21 protein-coding genes and 1 pseudogene are annotated in these 20,967 nt (G+C 71.5%); 10 read left to right on the forward strand and 12 right to left on the reverse strand.

Going from position 1 to position 20,967, the window contains the following annotated elements; genetic code table 11:
* Positions 1 to 182: 182 nt before the first annotated feature.
* Positions 183 to 3,889: pseudogene (locus tag QP939_RS50595) on the forward strand (immunoglobulin-like domain-containing protein); the annotation flags it as partial.
* On the opposite strand, the gene QP939_RS50600 reads toward QP939_RS50595, so the two are convergent.
* Genes QP939_RS50600 through QP939_RS50610 form a run of 3 tightly spaced genes read right to left on the reverse strand, consistent with a single transcriptional unit; the run spans position 3,876 to position 6,238 of the window.
* Positions 3,876 to 5,210 carry a jacalin-like lectin gene (locus QP939_RS50600; RefSeq protein WP_285454127.1) on the reverse strand — a complete coding sequence of 445 codons (1,335 nt, stop codon included), beginning with the start codon at positions 5,208 to 5,210 and terminating at the stop codon, positions 3,876 to 3,878. The pseudogene QP939_RS50595 and the gene QP939_RS50600 overlap by 14 nt on opposite strands.
* Positions 5,211 to 5,232: 22 nt before the next feature.
* Entirely contained in the window at positions 5,233 to 5,667 is a 435-nt protein-coding gene (locus QP939_RS50605) for a VOC family protein (RefSeq protein ID WP_285454128.1), read from the reverse strand.
* A gap of 10 nt (positions 5,668 to 5,677) precedes the next feature.
* Positions 5,678 to 6,238: a TetR/AcrR family transcriptional regulator gene (locus QP939_RS50610; protein WP_285454130.1), complete on the reverse strand. Its 561-nt coding sequence runs from the start codon at positions 6,236 to 6,238 to the stop codon at positions 5,678 to 5,680.
* A 97-nt stretch (positions 6,239 to 6,335) separates the two neighbouring features.
* Here QP939_RS50610 and QP939_RS50615 point away from each other — a divergent pair, with 97 nt between their 5' ends.
* Positions 6,336 to 7,385: an aldo/keto reductase gene (locus tag QP939_RS50615; RefSeq protein ID WP_285454131.1), complete on the forward strand. Its 1,050-nt coding sequence runs from the start codon at positions 6,336 to 6,338 to the stop codon at positions 7,383 to 7,385.
* A 13-nt stretch (positions 7,386 to 7,398) separates the two neighbouring features.
* Here QP939_RS50615 and QP939_RS50620 read toward each other — a convergent pair whose 3' ends face one another.
* Positions 7,399 to 7,641 (reverse strand): hypothetical protein, encoded by a 243-nt coding sequence (locus QP939_RS50620; protein ID WP_285454132.1) that lies wholly within the window; start codon positions 7,639 to 7,641, stop codon positions 7,399 to 7,401.
* Positions 7,587 to 7,853, reverse strand: coding sequence for an NAD(P)-binding protein (locus QP939_RS50625; RefSeq protein ID WP_285454133.1), 267 nt, complete (start codon positions 7,851 to 7,853; stop codon positions 7,587 to 7,589). Before QP939_RS50625 ends, QP939_RS50620 begins: the two co-directional genes overlap by 55 nt.
* 73 nt (positions 7,854 to 7,926) lie before the next feature.
* Here QP939_RS50625 and QP939_RS50630 point away from each other — a divergent pair, with 73 nt between their 5' ends.
* Positions 7,927 to 8,853, forward strand: a complete 927-nt coding sequence (locus tag QP939_RS50630) for a TAXI family TRAP transporter solute-binding subunit (RefSeq protein ID WP_285454134.1) — start codon at positions 7,927 to 7,929, stop codon at positions 8,851 to 8,853.
* Here QP939_RS50630 and QP939_RS50635 read toward each other — a convergent pair.
* Together QP939_RS50635 and QP939_RS50640 are read right to left on the reverse strand one after the other, a co-directional pair.
* Positions 8,850 to 10,247 (reverse strand): sensor histidine kinase, encoded by a 1,398-nt coding sequence (locus QP939_RS50635; RefSeq protein ID WP_285454135.1) that lies wholly within the window; start codon positions 10,245 to 10,247, stop codon positions 8,850 to 8,852. The genes QP939_RS50630 and QP939_RS50635 overlap by 4 nt on opposite strands.
* 4 nt (positions 10,248 to 10,251) lie before the next feature.
* Positions 10,252 to 10,917, reverse strand: a complete 666-nt coding sequence (locus QP939_RS50640) for a response regulator transcription factor (RefSeq protein ID WP_285454136.1) — start codon at positions 10,915 to 10,917, stop codon at positions 10,252 to 10,254.
* A gap of 288 nt (positions 10,918 to 11,205) precedes the next feature.
* On the opposite strand from QP939_RS50640, the gene QP939_RS50645 reads away from it, so the two are divergent.
* The 5 genes from QP939_RS50645 to QP939_RS50665 all read left to right on the forward strand — a co-directional run bounded on the left by QP939_RS50645 (position 11,206) and on the right by QP939_RS50665 (position 15,332).
* Positions 11,206 to 11,934: an amino acid ABC transporter ATP-binding protein gene (locus QP939_RS50645; RefSeq protein WP_200876483.1), complete on the forward strand. Its 729-nt coding sequence runs from the start codon at positions 11,206 to 11,208 to the stop codon at positions 11,932 to 11,934.
* A 57-nt stretch (positions 11,935 to 11,991) separates the two neighbouring features.
* The gene (locus QP939_RS50650) at positions 11,992 to 12,918 is read left to right on the forward strand and encodes a glutamate ABC transporter substrate-binding protein (RefSeq protein WP_285454137.1); all 927 of its coding nucleotides are present in this window, start codon (positions 11,992 to 11,994) and stop codon (positions 12,916 to 12,918) included.
* A 92-nt stretch (positions 12,919 to 13,010) separates the two neighbouring features.
* On the forward strand, positions 13,011 to 13,658 hold the full coding sequence (locus tag QP939_RS50655; RefSeq protein WP_285454138.1) for an amino acid ABC transporter permease: 648 nt from the start codon (positions 13,011 to 13,013) through the stop codon (positions 13,656 to 13,658).
* Positions 13,655 to 14,515, forward strand: coding sequence for an amino acid ABC transporter permease (locus QP939_RS50660; RefSeq protein WP_285454139.1), 861 nt, complete (start codon positions 13,655 to 13,657; stop codon positions 14,513 to 14,515). The genes QP939_RS50655 and QP939_RS50660 overlap by 4 nt, the downstream gene beginning before the upstream one ends.
* A gap of 79 nt (positions 14,516 to 14,594) precedes the next feature.
* Positions 14,595 to 15,332, forward strand: coding sequence for an SDR family NAD(P)-dependent oxidoreductase (locus QP939_RS50665; RefSeq protein ID WP_285454140.1), 738 nt, complete (start codon positions 14,595 to 14,597; stop codon positions 15,330 to 15,332).
* On the opposite strand, the gene QP939_RS50670 is transcribed toward QP939_RS50665, so the two are convergent.
* Together QP939_RS50670 and QP939_RS50675 are read right to left on the reverse strand one after the other, a co-directional pair.
* The gene (locus tag QP939_RS50670; RefSeq protein WP_285454141.1) at positions 15,286 to 15,975 is read right to left on the reverse strand and encodes a DUF1275 family protein; all 690 of its coding nucleotides are present in this window, start codon (positions 15,973 to 15,975) and stop codon (positions 15,286 to 15,288) included. The genes QP939_RS50665 and QP939_RS50670 overlap by 47 nt on opposite strands.
* Positions 15,968 to 16,903 (reverse strand): DUF4037 domain-containing protein, encoded by a 936-nt coding sequence (locus tag QP939_RS50675; RefSeq protein ID WP_285454142.1) that lies wholly within the window; start codon positions 16,901 to 16,903, stop codon positions 15,968 to 15,970. Before QP939_RS50675 ends, QP939_RS50670 begins: the two co-directional genes overlap by 8 nt.
* 171 nt (positions 16,904 to 17,074) lie before the next feature.
* On the opposite strand from QP939_RS50675, the gene QP939_RS50680 reads away from it, so the two are divergent.
* Entirely contained in the window at positions 17,075 to 17,926 is an 852-nt protein-coding gene (locus QP939_RS50680) for a helix-turn-helix domain-containing protein (RefSeq protein ID WP_285454143.1), read from the forward strand.
* Here QP939_RS50680 and QP939_RS50685 read toward each other — a convergent pair.
* The 3 genes from QP939_RS50685 to QP939_RS50695 are packed head-to-tail and all read right to left on the reverse strand — an operon-like array spanning position 17,913 to position 20,230.
* Positions 17,913 to 19,040 carry an amidohydrolase family protein gene (locus QP939_RS50685; RefSeq protein WP_285454144.1) on the reverse strand — a complete coding sequence of 376 codons (1,128 nt, stop codon included), beginning with the start codon at positions 19,038 to 19,040 and terminating at the stop codon, positions 17,913 to 17,915. The genes QP939_RS50680 and QP939_RS50685 overlap by 14 nt on opposite strands.
* Positions 19,037 to 19,564 carry a GNAT family N-acetyltransferase gene (locus QP939_RS50690; protein WP_285454145.1) on the reverse strand — a complete coding sequence of 176 codons (528 nt, stop codon included), beginning with the start codon at positions 19,562 to 19,564 and terminating at the stop codon, positions 19,037 to 19,039. The genes QP939_RS50685 and QP939_RS50690 overlap by 4 nt, the downstream gene beginning before the upstream one ends.
* A gap of 18 nt (positions 19,565 to 19,582) precedes the next feature.
* Positions 19,583 to 20,230, reverse strand: coding sequence for a class I SAM-dependent methyltransferase (locus tag QP939_RS50695; RefSeq protein ID WP_285454146.1), 648 nt, complete (start codon positions 20,228 to 20,230; stop codon positions 19,583 to 19,585).
* Positions 20,231 to 20,314: 84 nt separating this feature from the next.
* Between QP939_RS50695 and QP939_RS50700 the strand changes: the two genes are divergently transcribed.
* Complete coding sequence (locus tag QP939_RS50700) at positions 20,315 to 20,926, forward strand: TetR/AcrR family transcriptional regulator (RefSeq protein WP_285454147.1); 612 nt, start codon at positions 20,315 to 20,317, stop codon at positions 20,924 to 20,926.
* The last annotated feature ends 41 nt before the right edge of the window (positions 20,927 to 20,967 follow it).

Genomic DNA, 20,967 nt, shown 5'->3' on the forward strand with positions numbered 1-20,967 from the left:
TGGTCCGCTACGACCTCACCGGCGGTTCCGGGACCACGGTGCCCGACGCGTCGGGACACGGGCGCGACGCCACCGTGAGCGGCGACGCCACCTGGCAGGGCGAGGAAGGCCTGCGGCTCGGCGGTGTGAACGGGCACGTCCACCTGCCCGACAACCTCATGCGGGACCTCACCGACATCACGGTGTCGGTCCAGGTGAACGTCGCCACCGACCAGGGCACGCCGTATTTCCTGTGGGGGCTGGGAAACACGCTGAACGGCACCGGCGACGGCTACCTGTTCGCCACCGGGGACCAGTTCCGCGCCTCGATCGCCTCCGGCAACTGGTCGACCGAGCAGACCGCGAGCGCCGGGCGCAACCTGGCGCGCGGCAGCTGGCGCACCATCACCTACGCCCTCGGCGGCGGGACCGCGGTCCTGTACGAAGACGGGATCGAGGTCGCCCGCAAGACCGGCGTGACGATCACGCCCGGCTCGATCGGCGGCGGCACGACCACGGCGAACTACCTCGGCCGATCGGTCTACACCGGCGACAAGTACCTGAAGGGCGACGTCCGCGACTTCCGCGTCTACGACCGCGCCGTGACCGCCGACGAAGCCCGCGCCCTCGGCGAGCGCACGGCTTCGGGCCGCGCCGCCGCCGACGCGGCGGCGCTCGACCTCGGCGACACCTCGGCCGTCACCGAAAACCTGACCTTGCCGAAGACGGGCGCGGGCGGCTCGGCGATCACCTGGTCCTCCAGCGACCCGGCCGTCGTGTCGGCGACGGGAGCCGTGACGCGGCCCGCGCCCGGCAGCGGCGACGCGACGGTCACCCTGACGGCGTCGGTCGCCTACGCCGGACAGACCGCGAGCCGGTCCTTCACCGTCACCGTGCTGCACGACATCACCGACCGGCAGAAGGTCGACAACGCCCTGAAGGCCGTCACGATCCCCGACCAGGACGCGATCCGCGGCAACATCACCCTGCCGGTCACGGGCGCCCGCGACGTCACGCTCACCTGGCGCAGCCAGGACCCCCGCGTCGTCACGGCCACCGGCGAGGTGACCCGGCCCGCGACCGGCGCGCGGGCGGCCAAGGCCCACCTCACGGTGCGCGCGACCAAGGGGAAGGCGACCGGCGAACGGTCCTTCACGCTCACCGTCCTGCCCCTGCCCAAGAAGGAAGCCCTCGAGGGCTACATGTTCGCCTACTTCACCGGTGAGGCGACGCAGGACACCGAGCAGGTCCACTTCGCGGCCAGCCGCGGCAACGACCCGCTGCACTGGGACGAGCTAACGGCGGCCGTCCCGTCCTGCGGTCGAACTACGGCGAAACCGGCGTGCGCGACCCGTTCATCGTCCGCAGCCCGGAAGGCGACCGGTTCTACATCGTCGCCACCGACCTGCAGATCAACGACGGCCGCGGCTGGGACCAGGCGCAGCGGCACGGCAGCCAGTACCTCGAGATCTGGGAGTCGACCGACCTGGTGACCTGGTCGAACCAGCGCCACGTCCGGGTTTCCGACGACACCGCCGGCATGACCTGGGCCCCGGAGGCCACCTACGACCCGGCGATCGGCGCCTACGTCGTCTACTGGGCGACGAGCCCCTACGCCCCCGAAGACGCCGACCACACCGGCTCGACCTACCCGCGGATGATGTACGCGACCACCCGCGACTTCCGGACGTTCAGCAAGCCGCGGGTGTGGAACGACCCGGGCGCCGGCGTCATCGACTCGACGGTGCTCAAGGACGGCGACTACTACTACCGCCTCACCACCGACGGCAAGGTGATCGGCTCCTGCACGCGCGACATCGTGCTCGAGCGGTCGAAGAACCTGCGCGCTGTCGACTTGCCGACGACGAAGCCGCGCAACTGGGAGCTCGTCGACGACTGCATCCGCACCACGCTGGGAACCGACTGGGTCGAAGGACCGACGTTGTTCAAAGCCAATGAGGGCAACAAGTTCTACGCGTTCATGGACGAGACGCCGCGACGCGGCTACGTCCCGTTCGTGACCGACTCGCTGGCCGACCCGAACTGGCAGATCCCGGCCGGCTACCAGCTCCCGAAGAGCCCGCGCCACGGCACGGTCCTGCCGGTCACGAAAGCCGAGCTCGCCCGGCTGCGCCAGGGACCGCCGCCGGTGACCGCGGACGAGCGGGGTGTCGTCGCCGACTACGACCTCACCGCGGGTTCGGGCGAGAACATCGCCGACGTCACCGGGAACCAGCCGGACGCCACGCTCCACGGCGGCGTCACGCGCTCGGCCGACGGGCTTTCCTTCGCGGGCAAGGACGGCTACGTCGCGCTGCCGGACAACCTGATGACCGGGCTCGACGGGATCACCGTGTCCGCCCGGGTGTGGGTCGACCCGGCCCAGCCGACGCCGTACTTCCTCTGGAACCTCGGCAACAGCACGAACAACGCCGGGGACGGCTATCTCTTCGCCACCGGGGACACCTACCGGGCGGCCATCGCGTCCGGGAACTGGTCGACCGAGAAGAACGCCGACAGCAAACGGGCATTGACCCGAGGTGCCTGGCACACGCTCACGTACACGTTGTCCGGCGGGACCGCGCGCCTCTACGACAACGGCGTCGAAGTGGCTCGTGTGGACGGTGTGACGGCGAAGCCGGGCGACCTCGGCGGCGGCATCACGACGTCGAACTTCCTGGGCCGGTCGGTGTACGCCGCCGACAAGTTCTTCCAGGGCAAGATGAGCCGCTTCACCGTGTGGAACCGCGGGCTGACGGCGCGGGAGGTCCTCGCGGTGCGGGGCAACGAGACGGCGGTCGGCTCGGTGACCCTCGACGCGCTCAAGGTGCCCGCGATCATCGACAGCACGAAGGGCACCATCGTCCTGCCGGTGAAGCCGGGCACGGACGTGCGGCGCCTCGCCCCGGTGCTCGGCGTCGCCGACGGCGCACGGGTGTTCCCCCGCAACGGGTCGAGCCAGGACTTCACCGGACCGGTCGCCTACACCGTCGCCGGCGCCGGGGGCGGGAGGCGGACGTGGACGGTCAGCGCGGTCGTCATGAACAGCCCGGTCCTGCCGGGCTACAACGCGGACCCGAACATCGTCCGCTTCGGCGACACGTACTACATCTACGCCACGACCGACGGCTATCCCGGCTGGTCGAGCACGGCGTTCGACGCGTGGTCCAGCAAGGATCTCGTGCACTGGACGCGGCACGAGAAGATCCTCGACCTCGGCCCGGACGTGTCCTGGGCGGACAGCCGCGCGTGGGCCCCGACGATCACGCGGAAGGACGGCAAGTACTACTTCTACTTCTGCGCCGACGCCAAGATCGGCGTCGCGGTGGCCGACTCGCCCATCGGACCGTTCACCGACGCGCTGGGCAAGCCGCTGATCGCGGCGAACCCGAACGGCGGCCAGGCGATCGACCCGGCGGTGTTCACCGACGACGACGGGCGGACGTACCTGTACTGGGGCAACGGCAACGCCTACGTCGTGCCGCTGAACCCGGACCTGACGTCGTTCGACACCACGAAGGTCAAGCAGCTCACCGGGCTGACCGGGTTCCGCGAAGGGCTGTTCATGACCAAGCGCGCGGGCACGTACCACCTGACGTGGTCGATCGACGACACGGGCAGCGAGAACTACCGCGTCGGCTACGCGACGGCGTCGAGCCCGCTGCTGGACGGAATGGTCAACCGGGGCGTGATCCTGGAGAAGGACCCGTCGCTCGGCATCCTCGGCACCGGGCACCACAGCATCGTCCAGGTTCCGGGCGCGGATGACTGGTACATCGCCTACCACCGCTTCGGCATCCCGGGCGGCGACGGGACGCACCGCGAGGTGACGATCGACCGGTTGCGGTTCGCCGCGGACGGCACCATCGAGAAGGTGGTGCCGACGCTCGGCAGCGTCACGCCCCTGAAGTGACCGCGCGGGAGTAGACGAACCCGAGCTTGTCGACCTCGGCGCCCGCCCGTCCGTGGAATCCGGAGATCTGCCACCCGGGCGGCGCCGAGCGGGTCACGCAGTCCGCCGTGGTCGTGCCCCCGGCGAGCACGCGGCCGAGGCTGGTGGTGAAGCGGGCCGAGAAGATCCTGGTCGTGCCGTTGTGTTCGCCCCGGCACAGGGTCGCCGCGGTGACGTACTCGCCGTCGCCGAGGGTGAGTGCCGCCGCTGTCCCGCCCGTGCCGCCGTGGGCCAGGGTCGTGCCGTCGTCCAGGGTGAGCGCGACCTGGTCGACGCGTGACCCGCTGCGCAAGGAGAGCGTCCGCAGGCGGGCGGGGACGGCGTCGATGTCGGTGAAGTAGTCGCCGTGCGGGCCGCCGAACTGCTCCGACAGCCGGAGGTCGGGGTTGCGCGTCCAGGCGAACCGCACGGTGACCGGGTCGTGGTCGGACAGCTTCCGGCCTTCGCCGTCGAGGAACGCGGCGTGTTCGTTGTTATACGAGGTTGCGTTCAGCGAGATGAGCTTGTTGCCCCGGTAGAGCACCTTGTCGACGACTTCGCAGTCGTTGGTGACGGCTTGGTCGTCGCACACCAGGGCCGGGCTGCCGGGTGCGGGCGCGACGCCGCCCCGCACCAGCCGCACCCACGCGTCGGTCAGGCCGTTGTCCGCGGCGAACGCGCCGATCGTGTCGGCCGCGCGGGTGTAGCGCGTGTTGGTGTCGCCCATGACGACCACGGCGTTGCCCGCGGAGTGAGCCCGGATGAAGGCGGTCAGCTGCGCGAGGTTGGCCGCGCGCGACTTCTGGTCGCCGTCGCTCGTCCCGGCGTTGGTGTGCAGGTTGTAGAAGTCGGCGTACACGCCTTCCGCCAGCCGGACCCGCATGAACGTGAAACCCTTGGGGGTCAGGCAGTCCCCGGAGTCGAACTGGCAGGACGACCAGCGGACCCGCTCGAAGTCGTCGACGTCGTAGGGCAGGGACGACAGCGTGTTCAGCCCGCTGCCGACACCGGCGCCGCCACTGGTCGGCGTGCGGTACGGGTGGTGGTCGGCGGCGTAGAGGGTGGCGTGGTAGTTGAAGTCCTCTTCGACGTGCACGACGTCGTAGCCGCCGATCCGCTGCCCGATGGCGGTCGTCGCGGGTTCGCGGGGCGTCGGCGCGCTGGAGATCCCTTCGGGAAGCCCGGCGACGTTGTAGCCGAGCACGGAGAACCCGCCGGTTTCGGCGGCGTGCGCGGCGGCCGGACCGGCCATTGTGGACACCAACGTGGCCAGGACGACGACGGCCGGGCGCAGCTTCACGACAACTCCCGCGGGTCGGGCCTCAGTCGAGGCAGAACTCGTTGCCCTCGACGTCCTGCATCACGATGCACGATTCGTTGTACTCGTCGGCGTAGAGCGTGTACTCGTGCTTGGCGCCGAGCGCGATCAGCCGGTCGCGTTCGGCCTCCAGGGCGGCGAGCCGTTCGTCGCCGACGAGGCCGGTCCCGGCCCGCACGTCGAGGTGCACCCGGTTCTTGACGACCTTGCCTTCGGGGACGCGCTGGAAGAACAGCCGCGGCCCGACGCCGTCGGGGTCCTGGCAGGCGAACGCCGCGCCCCGGCGTTCCGGCGGCAGCGACCGGTCGTAGTCGCCCCAGCTGGCGAACCCTTTCGGCGGCGGCGGGACGACGTACCCCAGAACCTCGCACCAGAACCGGGCGACGCGCTCGGGTTCGGCGCAGTCGAAAGTGATCTGGACCTGCCTGACTGACCCCATGACGCCCACCCTAGTGGCGCGCCCCGATGCCGCGGAACACGATTTCCGTCAGCCGCCGCCCTTGCGCGAGGCCGCGCTCGTCGGGGGCGACGCGCCAGAGGAATCCCATCATCAGCAGGACGTCGCCCGGGTCGTGGCCCGGCTCCACCGACCCCTCGGCGACGCAGGCGTCGAGGAGCTTGCCGACGGCGGCCGTGACCGGGGCGTACGTCTCGTCGATCGCGTTCTGGAGCGCGGCGTTGTGCAGTGCTTCGCCGAGCCCGTGCTTGACGCGGATGTAGGCGGCCAGCGTCTCGAACCAGGTGACGAACGCGTCCTTGGCCGAGCCGGCCGCCAGGACGTCGTCCACGGAGTCGACCAGGCGCCGCACGTCGTACCGGTAGACCGCCAGGATCAGGTCCTCCCGCGTCGGGAAGTGCCGGTAGAGCGTGCCCGCGCCGACTCCCGCGCGCTTGGCGACTTCGTTCAGGGAGACGGCCGGGTCCGCGGCGAAGAGCTCGTGGGCCGCTTCCAGGATCGCGGCGTGCTTGCGGGCGGCCGCCTTGCGTTGCGTGCCGTACGTCTCCGCCATCGCGCGCCTCTCCCCTTTGACTCGCGGAGAACTCTCCGCTAGTGTCGAAGTCATTGCGGAGAACTCTCCGCAAGTTCAGACTAGCAGAAGGCCTCCCATGCGGTACGTCAAACTCGGCACCACCGGCCTGGACGTCTCCCCCGTCGCGATCGGCGCGATGACCTACGGCGAACCCGGCCGCGGTCACCCCGTCTGGTCACTCGGCGAAGCGGACTCGCGGCCGCTGATCAAGCACGCCCTCGACAACGGCATCAACTTCTTCGACACCGCGAACATGTACTCGAACGGCTCCAGCGAGGAGATCCTCGGCCGCGCGCTGCGGGACTTCGCCGACCGCGACGCCGTCGTGATCGCCACCAAGCTGCGCCACCCGATGCGCCCCGGCCCCAACGGCAGGGGGCTCTCGCGCAAGGCGATCATGACGGAAGCCGACCACTCGCTGCGCCGGCTCGGCACCGACTACATCGACCTCTACCAGGTGCACCGCAACGACCACAGCACGCCGCTGGAGGAGACCCTCGAGGCGCTGAGCGATCTCGTCAAGGCCGGGAAGGTGCGCTACCTCGGCGCGTCGTCCATGCCCGCCTGGGAGTTCGCGAAGGCGCTGCACCTGCAGGAGCGGCACGGCTGGGCGCGGTTCGCGTCGATGCAGAACCACTACAACCTGCTGGCCCGCGAAGAGGAGCGCGAGATGATCCCGCTCTGCCTCGACGAGGGCGTCGGCACGATCATCTGGAGCCCGCTCGCGCGCGGTCGGCTGGCCCGCGCCTGGGACGACGCGAAGTCGACGACGCGCGCCTCGACCGACGGCGCGTTCGCCGACCTCCTCTACTCGCCCGCGGAAGAGGCGTCGAACCGCGCGATCGTGGACGCCGTCGGGCGGGTCGCGGAGGCGCACGGGGTGAGCCGGGCGCGGATCGCCCTGGCGTGGCTGCGCCGCCAGCCCGTCGTCACCGCCCCGCTGGTGGGTGCCGGTTCGATCGAGCAGATCGACGACGCCGTGGCGTCGCTGGACGTCGTGCTCACCGACGACGAGGTGCGCGCGCTCGAAGCGCCCTACACGCCCCGGTACGACTTCCAGGGCATTTCCGACGAGGCCGAGCTCGACGCGATCCGGAGGCGCGTCCCCGGCATGGCCCTGACCTGACCACAGTGGACGGTCAGGCCGCCACCAGGTCGGACAGCACCGCGGCGGCCGCCCGCTCGCCGGAGACCAGCGCGCCCTGCGCCGACGGCGTGTCCCGGTGGTCGCCGCACCCGTACCGGCCCGGGGCGAGCCGCACCGGGCGGCGCAGCGGGGCGCCCGGTGGGAACGCCGGGAGCGCCCGCGGGATCGCGTACGTGCCGATCAGCTCCCAGGCCCGGTTGTCCGTGTCGTGGACGCGGGACAGGCGGTGCCGCACCCGCACCTCCAACCCCGGATCGGCGCGGTCCGGCACCGACGCCGCGACCAGCGCCGACCCGGGCGGCCGTCGACGACGTCGGTGCGGACCCGGCCGCCCACGTCGTCACCCGCTTCGAGGACGGTGGCCCCCGCCCCCGCCAGCCGCAGCCGGGTCGCGCTGAGTCCCGGCAGTCCGCCGCCCACCACGACGACATCGGCCGTTCCGGTCATGCGGCTCCCTCCGTCACCGGGAGAATGCCCGCGCGGGCCGGACCCAACCCCGGGGATCTGGCACGATCGGCGGATGACCCGATCCCGGCGGACGCGCGGCCTGGCGATGGCGGCCGCGTTGCTGCTGGTGCTCGCCTCCTGCACGAGCGGGTTCGGCGACCTGCGGCTGCGGATCGCCGCGGGCAACCCCGGCGGTGTCTACGACAAGCTCGCGCAGACGCTGGCCTCCGCCTGGCAGACCGGTCTCGACATCGAACGGCCGCTGGTGCTGCAGACCCAGGGTTCGCCGGACAACGTCCGCAAGGTGCTCGGCGGCAACGCCGAGGTCGCCTTCGTCGCCGCCGACGTCGCCGCCGACGAGTACGAAAAGGACCCGCGGCTGGCCGCCCTCGCCCGGATCCACGACGACTACCTGCACATCGTCGTCCGCGCCGACTCCGCCGTGCGGACCGTCGGCCAGCTCGAAGGGCGGCGGATCGCGATCGGCTCGCCGTCCTCCGGCGTCGAGTACATCGCCGAGCGGTTGCTCGAAGCCACCGGCCTCTCCGGCAAGGTCACCACCTCGAAACGCGGCCTCGACGACTCCATCAAGGCGCTGCTCAACGGCGACGTCGACGCGTTCATCTGGTCCGGCGGGCTGCCGACGCCGGCGATCGCCAAGTACAACACCCAGCAGTCGCTGCGCCTGCTCGACATCGCCGACGTGATGCCGAAGATGCAGGCCGTCAACCAGGTGTACGGCACCGCGTCCATCCCGGCCAGCACCTACAACCAGACCGGCCCGGTGACGACGCTGCTGGTGCCGAACTTCCTCATCGTCCCGAAGGCGATGGGCGACGACGTCGCCGAGGCGCTGGTCCGCGGCCTGTTCGACGCGCGCGGGCAGCTGGCGGGCGCCAACCCGGCCGCCCTCTCGATCGACGTCCACCCCGGCATCGAGACCCAGCCCATCCCGCTGCACCCCGGCGCGCTCCGGTACTACCGGGCCCAGAAGACCTAGGCGGCCGGGAACGTCATCGTGATCCGCAGGCCGCCGCCGTCGGGCAGGTCGAGGGTCAGCTCGCCGCCCGAATGCGCGGTCAGCTCGCTGACGATCGCCAGGCCGAGGCCCGATCCCGGCACGTTCTGGTGCGCGGGGCTGCGCCAGAAGCGGTCGAGCGCGCGGTCGAGCTCGTCGGGCCGCAGCCCCGGCCCGTGGTCGCGCACCGACAGGCGCACCTCGTCCCCCTCGCGGGAGACGGCGATCCGGATCTCCGTGCCCGCCGCGGTGAACTTCAGCGCGTTGTCGAGCAGGGCGTCCAGGATCGTCTCGGCGCCGCGCGGCGGCAGGCGCACGCGCGCGCCCTCCCCCGCCGTGTCGACGACCAGCCGCACGTCGCGGGCCTCGCCGACCACCGACCAGTCGGCGACCCGGTCGGCGACGACCTCGTCGAGCACCACCGGGTCGAGCTCGCCGCCGGACGCCTCGGCGCGGGCCATCGAGAGCAGGCCGTCCAGGATCTGGTGGAGCCGCCCGGCGTCGACTCGCGCGGCCTCCAGGTCGGCGGCCGCCGTCTCGTCGGTCACGTGGCCGTCGAGGTTGCCGAGCCGGATCTTCAGCGCGGTCAGCGGGTTGCGCAGCTGGTGGGAGGCGTCGGCGACGAACGCGCGCTGCGCGGCCAGCGCCCCGGACACGCTCTCGGCCATCCGGTCGAAGGACCGGCCGAGCTGCCGCAGCTCCGGCGGCCCGCCGCTCTCGCCGACCGGCTCGGCCTCCCGGCCGCTGACCACGGACGCCACCAGCGCGCCGGTCGCGTCGTCGAGCCGGTGCACCGGCCGCAGGATCCACCGGACGACCGGGATGGCCACGGCCAGCGCCAGCGTGAAGGCGAGGATGCCGCCCGCGGCCAGCAGCAGCCACCACCACAGCACGTCGGCCCGTTCGGAGCCGGTGTCGGAGACGGTCACCACCGCGCCGCGCACCTCGCCGTCGGCGAGCACGGGTTCGGCGAGCACCAGCGGCGTGTCGTCCCACGGCATCAGCACGCCGCCGGGCTGGGAGCGGCGGCCGGCCAGCGCCTCGTGGACCGGGTCGCTGATCCGGTCGGCGCGCAGGTCGATCCGCGCGGCGCCGCCGCCCAGCGAGCTGGCGACCTGCTTGCCGTCCTGGTCGACGACCACCACCTGGACGCCGTACACCTCGGTGTAGCGGCGCAGGTCGGGCTCCAGCAGCCCCGGCTTGTTGTCCAGCAGCGGCCGCTGCGCCAGCGACGCGAACCGGGCGGTGTCGGTCAGCCGGTCGAGGAACAGGTCCTGCTGCGCGCCCGCCGCGATCGACGTCGCCAGCGGGATGCCGAGGCCGAACACCAGCAACGCGACCAGCGTCAGCACGATGCCCTGCAGCCGGACGCGCACGCCGTCAGCTCCGGGCGACCTGGCCGCCGAGCCGGTAACCGACCCCGCGGACCGTCTCGATCAGCGCCGGGCGGCCCAGCTTCGTCCGCAACGTCGCGACGTGGACGTCGAGCGAGCGGCTCTCCGCGGGGCCGCGGTGGCCCCACACCTCGGTGAGCACGTGCTCGCGCGAGCACACCGCGCCGCGCGCGCCCGCGACCAGCGCGAGCACCTGGAACTCCTTGCGGGACAACGCGACCGTCCGCCCGTCGACGAGCACCTCGTGCCGGGACAGGTCGACGCTGACGTCGCCGACGCGGATCACCACGGGCTCGTTCTCCCCGCGGCGGCGGCGCACCGCCTCGACCCTGGCCATCAGCTCCTCGACGTCGTAGGGCTTGACGAGGTAGTCGTCGGCGCCCGCGCGCAGGCCCTGGATCCGGTCGTCGACCTCGCCGCGCGCCGAGACGACGATGATCGCGACGTCACTGACCGCGCGGATCTGGCGGCACAGCGTCACCCCGTCGATGTCCGGCAGGCCGAGGTCCAGCAGCACGACGTCGACCTCGTGGACCCGCTCGAGCACGCCGGCGCCGGTGGCCAGCCGGGCGATCGCCAGGCCGCGGCGGACCAGCGCCGGGATGAGGGCGCCCGCGACCCGGTCGTCGTCCTCCACCAGCAGCACCCGCACCCCGTCCACCCTCCCTGGCGACCCGCTCCGGTAGCGACGAACTCTAGGACGTCGCCGCGGGCACCGCACCGGACACCCGGACGGTCACCGTGGGTGACCTCGGCTCGACGCGAGCCACGCGGACGTCAATACTCACCAAAAGGACATCGATACCCACTTGAAACCCTAAGTATTGCTCAAGCGGCCTTGCGAACCGGGAGAGCAACGGTAGGTTTCCGCCATCGCGTGGTGACCCACGCCGCATCGAACGACCCTGGAGGCCAGATGACCGCGGAGGTGGCGGCGCCGATGATCAAGGCGTCCGCCGTGAACAAGTACTTCGGCGACCTGCACGTGCTCAGGGAGATCACGCTCGAGGTGCCGCGCGGCCAGGTCGTGGTGGTGCTGGGCCCGTCGGGGTCGGGCAAGTCGACCCTCTGCCGGGCGATCAACCGGCTCGAGCCGATCAACTCGGGCGAGATCGCGGTGGACGGCGTCCCGCTGCCCGCCGAGGGCAAGGCGCTGGCGGCCCTGCGCGCCGACGTCGGCATGGTGTTCCAGTCGTTCAACCTGTTCGCGCACAAGACGATCGTCGAGAACGTCATGCTCGCGCCGGTGAAGGTCCGCAAGGTGGGCCAGGCGGAGGCCCGCAAGACGGCGATGGAGCTGCTGGAGCGCGTCGGCATCGCCAACCAGGCCGACAAGTACCCGGCCCAGCTGTCGGGCGGCCAGCAGCAGCGCGTGGCGATCGCGCGGGCGCTGGCGATGCGGCCGAAGGTCATGCTCTTCGACGAGCCGACCTCGGCCCTGGACCCGGAGATGGTCCAGGAGGTCCTGGACGTCATGACGGGCCTGGCCAAGGACGGCATGACGATGCTGGTGGTCACCCACGAGATGGGCTTCGCCCGCAGGGCAGCCGATCGGGTGATCTTCATGGCCGACGGCGAGATCGTCGAGGACACGACGCCGGAAGAGTTCTTCACCGCCCCCAAGAGCGAGCGGGCGAAGGACTTCCTCGGCAAGATCTTGACCCACTGAGAGAACGTTCCGCGGCGCCGTTCGCGTCACGGGTGACGACACACAGGAGAGATTCACATGAGGATCCGCACCCTCGCGGTGGGACTGCTCGTCGGTGGTCTGACCATGACCACGCTGACCGCTTGCGGCAAGGAAGGCACGCCGACCACGCCGGGCTCGGGTGACCAGAGCGGCTCGAGCGCCGCGGCCCTGCCGACCTACCCGGTCGCGACCGGCGTCGACCTCCAGGGTTCCCCGGTCTTCGCCAAGATGAAGGCGGCGGGCGCGCTGACCGTCGGCGCCAAGGACGACCAGCCCGGTCTCGGCCAGAAGGACCCGACGACCGGCAAGTTCGGCGGCTTCGACATCGAGATCGCGAAGCTCGTCTCCGCCGGCCTCGGCTTCGACCCGGAGAAGATCACCTTCCGCACGGTCGACTCCGGTGCCCGTGAGCAGACGATCGCGAACGGCGACGTGAACTACTACGTCGGCACCTACTCGATCACCGACAAGCGCAAGGCGCTCGTCTCCTTCGCCGGCCCGTACTTCATCGCCGGCCAGGACCTGCTGGTGCGCAAGGACGACACCTCGATCACCGGCAAGGACACCCTCAAGGGCAAGAAGGTCTGCTCGGTCACCGGCTCGACCCCGATCCAGAAGGTCCGCCAGGAGAACCTGACCGAGCCGGGCAACATCGTCGAGTTCCAGAAGTACTCGCAGTGCGTCGAGAAGCTGCTGTCGAAGGACGTCGACGCGGTCACGACCGACGACGCGATCCTCAAGGGCTACGCGGCCCAGGACCCGGACAACCTGAAGGTCGTCGGCCAGACGTTCTCCACCGAGAAGTACGGCATCGGCCTGAACAAGGACGACAAGGTCCTGCGCGACAAGGTCAACGAGATCCTGCAGAAGGCGCTGGACGACGGCACCTGGCAGAAGATCTACGACGCCACCCTCGGCAAGTCGGGCTCGGCCGCCAAGAAGCCGACCCTCGAGAAGTACTGACGTGACACCGAGGCCGGTGGACCGGGGCACCCGGTCCACCGGCCTTCCCACATCCACCACCGCTTGACAGAAACGGACGCGGGGAAGGCTCCATGGACGTCCTGCTCAACAACCTGGACCTGTTCGGTCCGTTCTTCCTCCGCACGATCGAACTGTTCGTGCTCTCCGCCGTCGGCAGCCTGATCTGGGGCACCATCCTCGCCATGCTGCGGGTGAGCCCGGTGCCGGTCTTCCGCGCCGTCGGCACGACGTACGTGACGATCGCCCGGAACACGCCGCTCACGCTGGTCTTCGCGTTCTTCGTGTTCGCGTACCCGCTGCTGGACATCGTCAAGGTCGACTACTTCCCGGCCGCGGTGATCGCGCTGACCGTCTACACGTCGGCGTTCATCTGCGAGGTCGTGCGCTCGGGCATCAACACCGTCCCGGTCGGCCAGGCCGAAGCGGGCCGGGCGCTGGGGCTGACCTTCGGCCAGATCCTCGGCCAGGTCGTGCTGCCGCAGGCGCTGCGCTCGGTCGTGCCGCCGCTGATCAGCACCCTGATCGCGCTGCTGAAGAACACCACCATCGCCGCCGGTTTCTCGGTCGCCGAGGCCGGCGCCATCCGGTCGTACCTGTCGGAACGCGGGGAGAACCAGCTGATCGGCCTGCTGTGGGTCGCGCTCGGCTTCATCATCCTGGTCACCGTGCTGTCGTTCGTCCAACGCAGCCTGGAGAAGCGCTGGAGCGTGGCGCGATGAGCAACGTCCTGTTCGACGTCCCCGGCCCCAAGGCCCGGCTGCGCTACCGCACCTACGCGGCCATCGGCACGCTCGTGGTCGTCGCGTTCATCGCCTACATCGGGTGGCGGTTCTACGACAGCGGCCAGTTCACCGCCCGCAAGTGGGAGTGGCTGCAGTACGCGCAGGTGCAGCGCGACCTGCTCAACGCGGTGCTCCAGACCGTCGAGGCGTTCGCGGCCGCGGCGGTGCTCGCGCTGATCTTCGGGGCGATCTTCGCGGCCGGGCGGCTGTCCGACCACGCCTGGATCCGCGGGATCGCGGGGTTCGTCGTGGAGTTCTTCCGCGCCATCCCCGCCCTGATCCTGATGTTCCTGTTCTACTTCGGCCTGCCGACGCTCGGTGTGCCGATGACGCCGTTCCTCGGCGTGGTGTTCGGCCTGACGCTGTACAACGGCTCGGTGCTCGCCGAGGTCTTCCGGGCGGGCATCCAGTCGCTGCCGAAGGGCCAGAGCGAAGCCGCGTACGCGCTGGGCATGCGCAAGACGCAGGTGATGTTCCTGGTGCTGCTGCCGCAGGCGATCCGGGCGATGCTGCCGACGATCATCAGCCAGCTCGTCGTGCTGCTGAAGGACACCGCGCTCGGCTTCATCATCACGTTCCAGGAGCTGCTGTACTACGCGCGCTACATCGGCTCGCAGGGCTCGTTCGGACGGCCGATCGTGCCGTCGACGATCGTGGCGACCGCCATCTACGTCGTGATGTGCCTGCTGCTGACGGCGCTGGCGACGTACCTGGAGCGCCGCAACCGGCGCAACAAGAAGGTCGTCGCGGCCCCGCCGACCGCGGCCGAGGACGTCGTGGCCGCTTCGGCCTGATCCAGCCGTCGAAAGGCCCCCGGGAGGCATTCTCCCGGGGGCCTTCCGCTGTGCGCTGATCTTCCGTAGCGTCGGGCGCATGGGTGTCGCACTGGTGACCGGCAGTTCCCGCGGCCTCGGGCGGGTGATCGCCCGGCGGCTGGCCAGAGACGGGTTCGCCGTCGCGGTCAACGGCCGGCACGACGACGCCGATCTCAAGACCGCCGCCGAGGGCATCGTCGCCGAAGGGGCCAAGGCGGCCGCTTTCGCCGCGGACGTGACCGATCGGCGGCAGGTCGGTGAGCTCGTCGACGCCGTCACCGCCGTGCTCGGCCCGATCGGGGTGCTCGTCCTCAACGCCACCGGTCCGCAACCCGAAGCCGCGGTGTCCCAAGTGGACTGGCCGGACCACCTGGCGCAGCTGGACTTCTTCGTGCGGTCCCCGGTCCTGCTCGGGCACGCCGTGCTGCCGGGGATGCGCGCCCGCGGGCACGGCCGGATCGTCCACGTGGACTCGGAGGTGGCGGACCGGCCGCCGCCCGGCCGCAGCGCCTACGCGACCGCGAAGAGCGCCCAGATCGGCCTGGCCCGCGCGTGGGCGCGGGAGCTGGCCCCGGACGGCATCACCGTCAACACCGTCGCGCCCGGCTTCGTGCCGGTGGAGCGGCACGACGTGGTGACGGCGCAGGTGCGGGAGGACTACCGCGCGTCGGTGCCGGCGGGCAGGCTGGGCACCCCCGAGGACGTCGCGGCGGCCGTCAGCTTCTTCGCGTCCGACGAGGCGGGTTTCATCACGGGCCAGCGGCTGCTGGTCGACGGCGGCCGCGCCCTCGGCTGACCCACAGCACCACCAGCACCCCGACGATCAACACCAGGGCCAGCGTCAACGCCGTCCACATCGCGACGTGCAGCTGCAGCAGCCCGCCCGCGAACGCGCCGATCACCATCGCTCCGACGGCCGCGATCTTCCGCAGCGGGTGCGAGCCTTCCCCGCTCGCCGCCTTCGAATCCGCCGCGAAACCCGTCAACGTCATCGTCAGGACCGTCGTGGTCAGGTCGGGCGCGCCGATGCGGCGGACCGCCGCGTTCTGCAGGCCCATCGCCAGTCCCAGCACGACGATCAGCAGCTCACTGCCCAGCCTGCCGCCCGCGCCGACGGTCGCCGACAGCACCACCGCCACCGCGACCAGCGCCGCCTGCGCCGCGGTCGCCTGGCGCAGCGCCGCGTAGTCGTCCTCGAGGCGGGCCAGCCTGCCGCCCGCGAGCGCGCCCGCCAGGAAGGCCAGCACCGCGGTCAGCGACGCGAGCACCGACAACGTCGTCTCCCCCGCCGCCGCGAACCCGAAGAACACGACGTTGCCGGTCATGTTGGCCACGAACACCCGGCCGAGGCCGAGGAAGCTGACGGCGTCGACGACCCCGGTCACGACGGTCAGGGTGAGCAGCAGGGCGGCCAGGTCCCGCGGTTTCGGTTCAGCCATGCACGGAGTCAACCACCCGCCGCGTCAGCGCGCGCCGCCCGAGCACGTCGGTGCTGTCGACGAACTGGTCGACCGCCCCGATCGGCGTGGCTCCCGCGAGCAACGGCGTCACGAACCGGTCCGCGTTGATCACCTGGAACGGCCGGTCGAAGAAGCCGCTGGTCCGGGGGTCCACCGGTGCGGTGAGGCCCAGCGCGTTGTGGAGCCCGGCGACGTGCTCGTAGGCCGTGACGAGGTGCCGTTCTCGGTCGCGCCAGGTCGTCGCCGCCAGCGCGCCGGTGAGGGCCGGGGTGAGCGCCGCCGCCGCGGGCAGCCGGGCGAACGCGCTCCCGAGCCACTTGCTGTACGGCGGGTACCGGCGCGCCATGAGCAGGCACAACCGCATGAGGTCGCGGACCAGCCGCGCCGCGACGACGGCCGAACCCAGCTCGTCCCCCACCTCGCCGCACCGGCCGACGAACGCCTCCTCCTGGCCGATGCGCTGCCACTGGCAGGCCAGGACGTGCCGCCACACGTCGTCCGGGTACCAGGCGACCGCGCGCCGCAGCGCTTCGAGACCGAGGTCGTCGTGGTGGACGGCGCCGCCGGTGAACTCGGCGAAGACCTGCGTCGGGGTGGCGAGCCAGTCGGTCCGGAGTGGACTCCGCGGGTCGAAGCCGAGGAAGCCGCGCGTCCAGTCGTCGAGCGTCGCGACGACCAGCTTCGCCGGGTGCCCGAGGAACGTGCCGGGCACCGGGACGTCGCGGACGCCCGGCAGGAAGAGGAAGACGCGGGCGGTCCAGTCGTGGTCGGTGGAGCGTGCGGTGTCGAAGCCGAGCACCTCCGAGCCGGGGCCGAGCAGCGCGGCGCTGTGCGGGCCGCGGACCCGCGGCGCGACCTCTTCGCGGTAAAACCGGCGGCTCAGCTCGATTCCGGAAAGGAACGCCATAAGCGCCATTATTGCTTACTAACGCGCGAAGCGCGCTTCATTATGCGAAGCTGCTTCGCAGCGCTTCGCGGACGGAAACCCTTGTCACACAGGCAGAACAGCAACATCCGTTCCGGTGAATCCCTGCGCGGCAGGAGACATTTTGTCGGTGCTTGCCCTTAGCGTGCGGGCATGACCGAAAAGAGCACGGTGCGCACCCGGGAGATGGGCATCGAGTTGAAGACCCAGCGCGAGGCGAAGCAGCTGTCGCTGCGCGAAGTGGCCCGGCGTGCCCACTGGTCGGCCTCGAAGGTGTCCGGCTGGGAGAACGGCCGCCGCATCTCTCCGATCGACGCGGCGATCTACCTCGCGCACTGCGGCACCGAGGCCCCGGAACGCGACCGGCTGCTGCAGCTCACCCGGCCGCCGAGCGACCTGTACTGGGTCCGGCCCCACTTCGACCAGCTCGTCGACCCGATGAAGTCCCTGATCATCCAGGAAAACCTCGCGACGACGGTGATCTCGAACAGCCCGACGGCCCTGCCCGGCATGCTCCAGACCGAGGACTACGTCCGCACGGTCTACGAGCTGTCCGGGCGGTACACCACGGACCGGCTGAAGGTGCTGCTCCAGGCGAGGGTCGACCGGCAACGGCTGCTGCAGCGGCGGAACCCACCGCACTGCGTCTACTTCGTCTACGAGCACACCCTGCGCTCGATCCTGCGCGACCCGGCGCTGATGCACGAACAGGTGCAGTACCTGGTGCTGGCCACGAACCTGCCCCACTGCACGATCCGGGTCGTGCCCGCGTCGGCGCCGCCGTACCACCTGGTCGGCAGCCGGTTCACGCTCATGGAGTTCGCCGAACACCCGCCGGTGGCCTACGAAGAGACCTTCGCCGCCGGGTTGTTCATCGACGACCGGGTGGCGGTCGAGGCCTTCTACGTCCTGCACACCAAGCTGGACCAGGCCGCGTTGTCCGAACGAGAATCCCGGGAGTTCCTGGTCCGGCTGGCCGAGGAGTTCGATCTCATGGCGTCATAGCACCCAAGGCCGGAACCGGCTTCCCGTCGTGCCAGACGGCGCGGACGCGGCCGGGCAGGTCGGCCACCTCGAGCCCGGTGCCGTCGAGCAGCACCAGGTCCGCGCGCAACCCGGGCTCGACGCGGCCGCGGTCGTCGTCGAGGCGGAGCAGGCGCGCCGCCTCGGACGTGGCGGCCTTCACCGCGGCCGCGTCGCCGAGCACCGCGGCCAGCAGGCGCAGCTCGGTCGTCAAGTCGACATGGGGACGCGGGGCGAGGTCGGAGCCCGCGGCGATCCGGACGCCCGCTTCCACCGCGAGGCGCACCGAACGCCGGTGCGTCTCGGCGAACTCGGTCTCGTTGATCGGCGAGAGTGTCGGTACGTACCAGGCGTCGGCCAGGGCTTCGACGGCCGCGTCGTCCAGGAACGTGCCGTGCTCGATGCTGCGGGCACCGGCGCGGGCCGCCGAGACGACCGCCGCCGGGGTGTGGGCGTGGGCCATGACGTCCCGGCCACTGCGGCGGGCCTCATCGACCACGGCGGCGAGCTCGTCGTCGGTGGGCCGGACGTCGAGGCCGTCGCGGAGGGCGCGCATCGCGCCGCTCGCGCCGACCTTGAGCCAGTCCGCGCCCGCACGCACCATCCGGCGGACGGCCGCGCGCGCCGCGTCCGGCCCGTCGAACAGCGGGTCCGGCAAGGACGGGTCGCCGAGCGTGTCGACGGCTCCCGCGGGCGGCTCCCAGCTGTCGCCGAGCCCGCCGGTCGGCCCCAGCTGGCGGAGGCTGACCAGCAGGTCCGGGCCGGTGAGCCAGCCTTCGCGCAGCGCGTGCTTGAACCCGGCGTCGGCGCCCCAGGCGTCCCGGACCGTGGTGATCCCGCGCGCGAGCAACCCGCGCAGCACCGGCACGGCCTCGAGGATCCGCGCACTGCGCGGCAACGGCTCGGGCCGCGGGAACGCGACGTGCACGTGGCAGTCGATGAGGCCCGGGATCAGCAGCCCGCCCGAGCAGTCGACGCGCTCGCCGTCGAGACCCGACCCGACCTCGGCGATCCGCTCGCCCTCGAGCCGGACGTCGGCGCGGGTCGTTTCGCCGGTTTCGGGGTCGAACACGTGCGCCCCGGCGAGCACCGTCACGCGAGTTCCTTGCGGTAGATCAGGAAATCGCACGGCGTGGCCAGCGACGGCGCCAGGTGCGGGTAGTCCTCGGCGAGGTCGGCGCGGTGCGTCACGCGGTAGCCGAGCCGGTCGTACCACTCGGCGAGGAACTGCTTGGCCGGATGCGTCCATTCGCGCGGCACCAGCAGTTCGAGCTGCATCTCCCGGCAGCCCGCCTCCCGGCTCGTCCGCTCGGCGAAGGTCACGAGGTCGCGCCCGATACCGAGGCCGCGCCGAGCCGGATCGGCGGCGAGCATGCCGAACTCGCCGGTCGTGTCGTCGAGCCGCTGGATCCGCACCGACCCGGCGACGTCGCCGTCGACGAGCGCGACGGCGATCTCGCCCGCCCGCACGAACGCGGCGACCTCGTCAACGGACGTCCGGTCCGTGCTTCCCTGCCAGAGCCCCTTCTCGGACTCGGCGTAGACCTGGTTGACCAGCGCGGTGACCCGCTCGATCACCGCGGACCCGGCGGACGACGGCAGCACCTCGATCTCCAGCACCCCACCATCCTGCCGCGATCACGGCTTGCGCGCTCGCACGCAGTGCAGGAAGCCGCCGACCCGGCTCTCCGACTCCACCCTGAACCCGGCCTCCGCGAGCATCGGCGAAATCCGGTCGACCGGGTTGTCCCGCATCCCCGGCCCGGCGGTCGCGCCGACGAGGACCCGGCCCAGGCGGCCGCGGGGCGGGCGGAAGTCCGCCAGCAGGATCCGGCCACCAGGGCGCAGCACCCGGAACATCTCGCGAAACGCCTTGCCCCGCACGGCATCCGGGATGTGGTGCACGGCGAGGCTGGACACCACGACGTCGAACGAGCCATCCGCCGCGGCCAGTGCCTCGGCCCGGCCCACCTCGAACGAGCAGTTCTCCGTGCCGCGCAGGCGCCGCGCCTGCCCGACCATCGGCTCGGACGGATCGATCCCCACCGCACGTCCGCCGGGCGACACGGCTTCGGCCGCCAGCGCCGTCAGGTAGCCAGGTCCGGAGCCGACGTCCAGCACCCGGTCCCCCGGCGCGACGCCCGCCATTGCCACCAGGCGGCCGAACGTGCGCTTCCGCCGCCCGGCGAACACCGCCACCGACAGCACCTCGTACGCCAGCGCGTGCTGGATCGCTCCCGGCGCCTGCGCGTCCGGCTGTCCGTGCAGCAACTGTCCCAGTCTCATGACCCACTCCATAACTTAGTCGCGACTAAGAACTTGAGGTTAGTCGCCACTAAGTTGTGCGGCAAGGGGCACTACGCTGGGGCCGTGACCGAGTCAGCCCGCCGCGTCCGGATGAGTGCCCCGGACCGTCGCGAATCGATCCTCGCCGCCGCCACCGAGGTCTTCGCCGAGGTCGGCTACCTGCGGGGCAAGACCTCCGCCGTGGCGCGCCGGGTCGGCGTCAGCGAGCCCGTCGTCTTCCAGAACTTCGGGACCAAGGCCGCCTTGTTCGCCGCGGTGGTCGACCGCGCGGCGGACCACGTCTGCCGGCTGATCGACCGCACCACCGAAAGCGCGGCGCCGGTCGCCGGGCTGCTCGAGACGATGCTGGACCCCGGCCACCTCGACCACGTGCACAGCGCGGGCACGGTCGGCGCGATCTTCGCCGACGCCGCCGCCATCACCGGGGAACCCGAGGTCGAGGCGGCCGCGAAGAGGTCCACCCAGCGCTTCGCCGGCTCGCTCACCGCGTTGCTGGACCGCGGCCGGGCCGACGGCGAGCTGCGCCCGGACCTCGACGCCGAGGCCGCCGCCTGGTGGCTGCTCTCGCTGGTCGCGTCGCAGAAGTTCCGGCGCCGGACCGCCGCGGAACCGGCCGCCGTCGAAGCCCGGCTCGCCGCCGGCACCCTCGGCTTCCTGCTGGCGCGGCGGAAATAAAAGACGCTCGCGAACCGGCTGGGACTCCGGTTCGCGAGCGT

Source organism: Amycolatopsis nalaikhensis (assembly GCF_030264295.1).
In the GTDB taxonomy this organism is placed as follows: domain Bacteria; phylum Actinomycetota; class Actinomycetes; order Mycobacteriales; family Pseudonocardiaceae; genus Amycolatopsis; species Amycolatopsis nalaikhensis.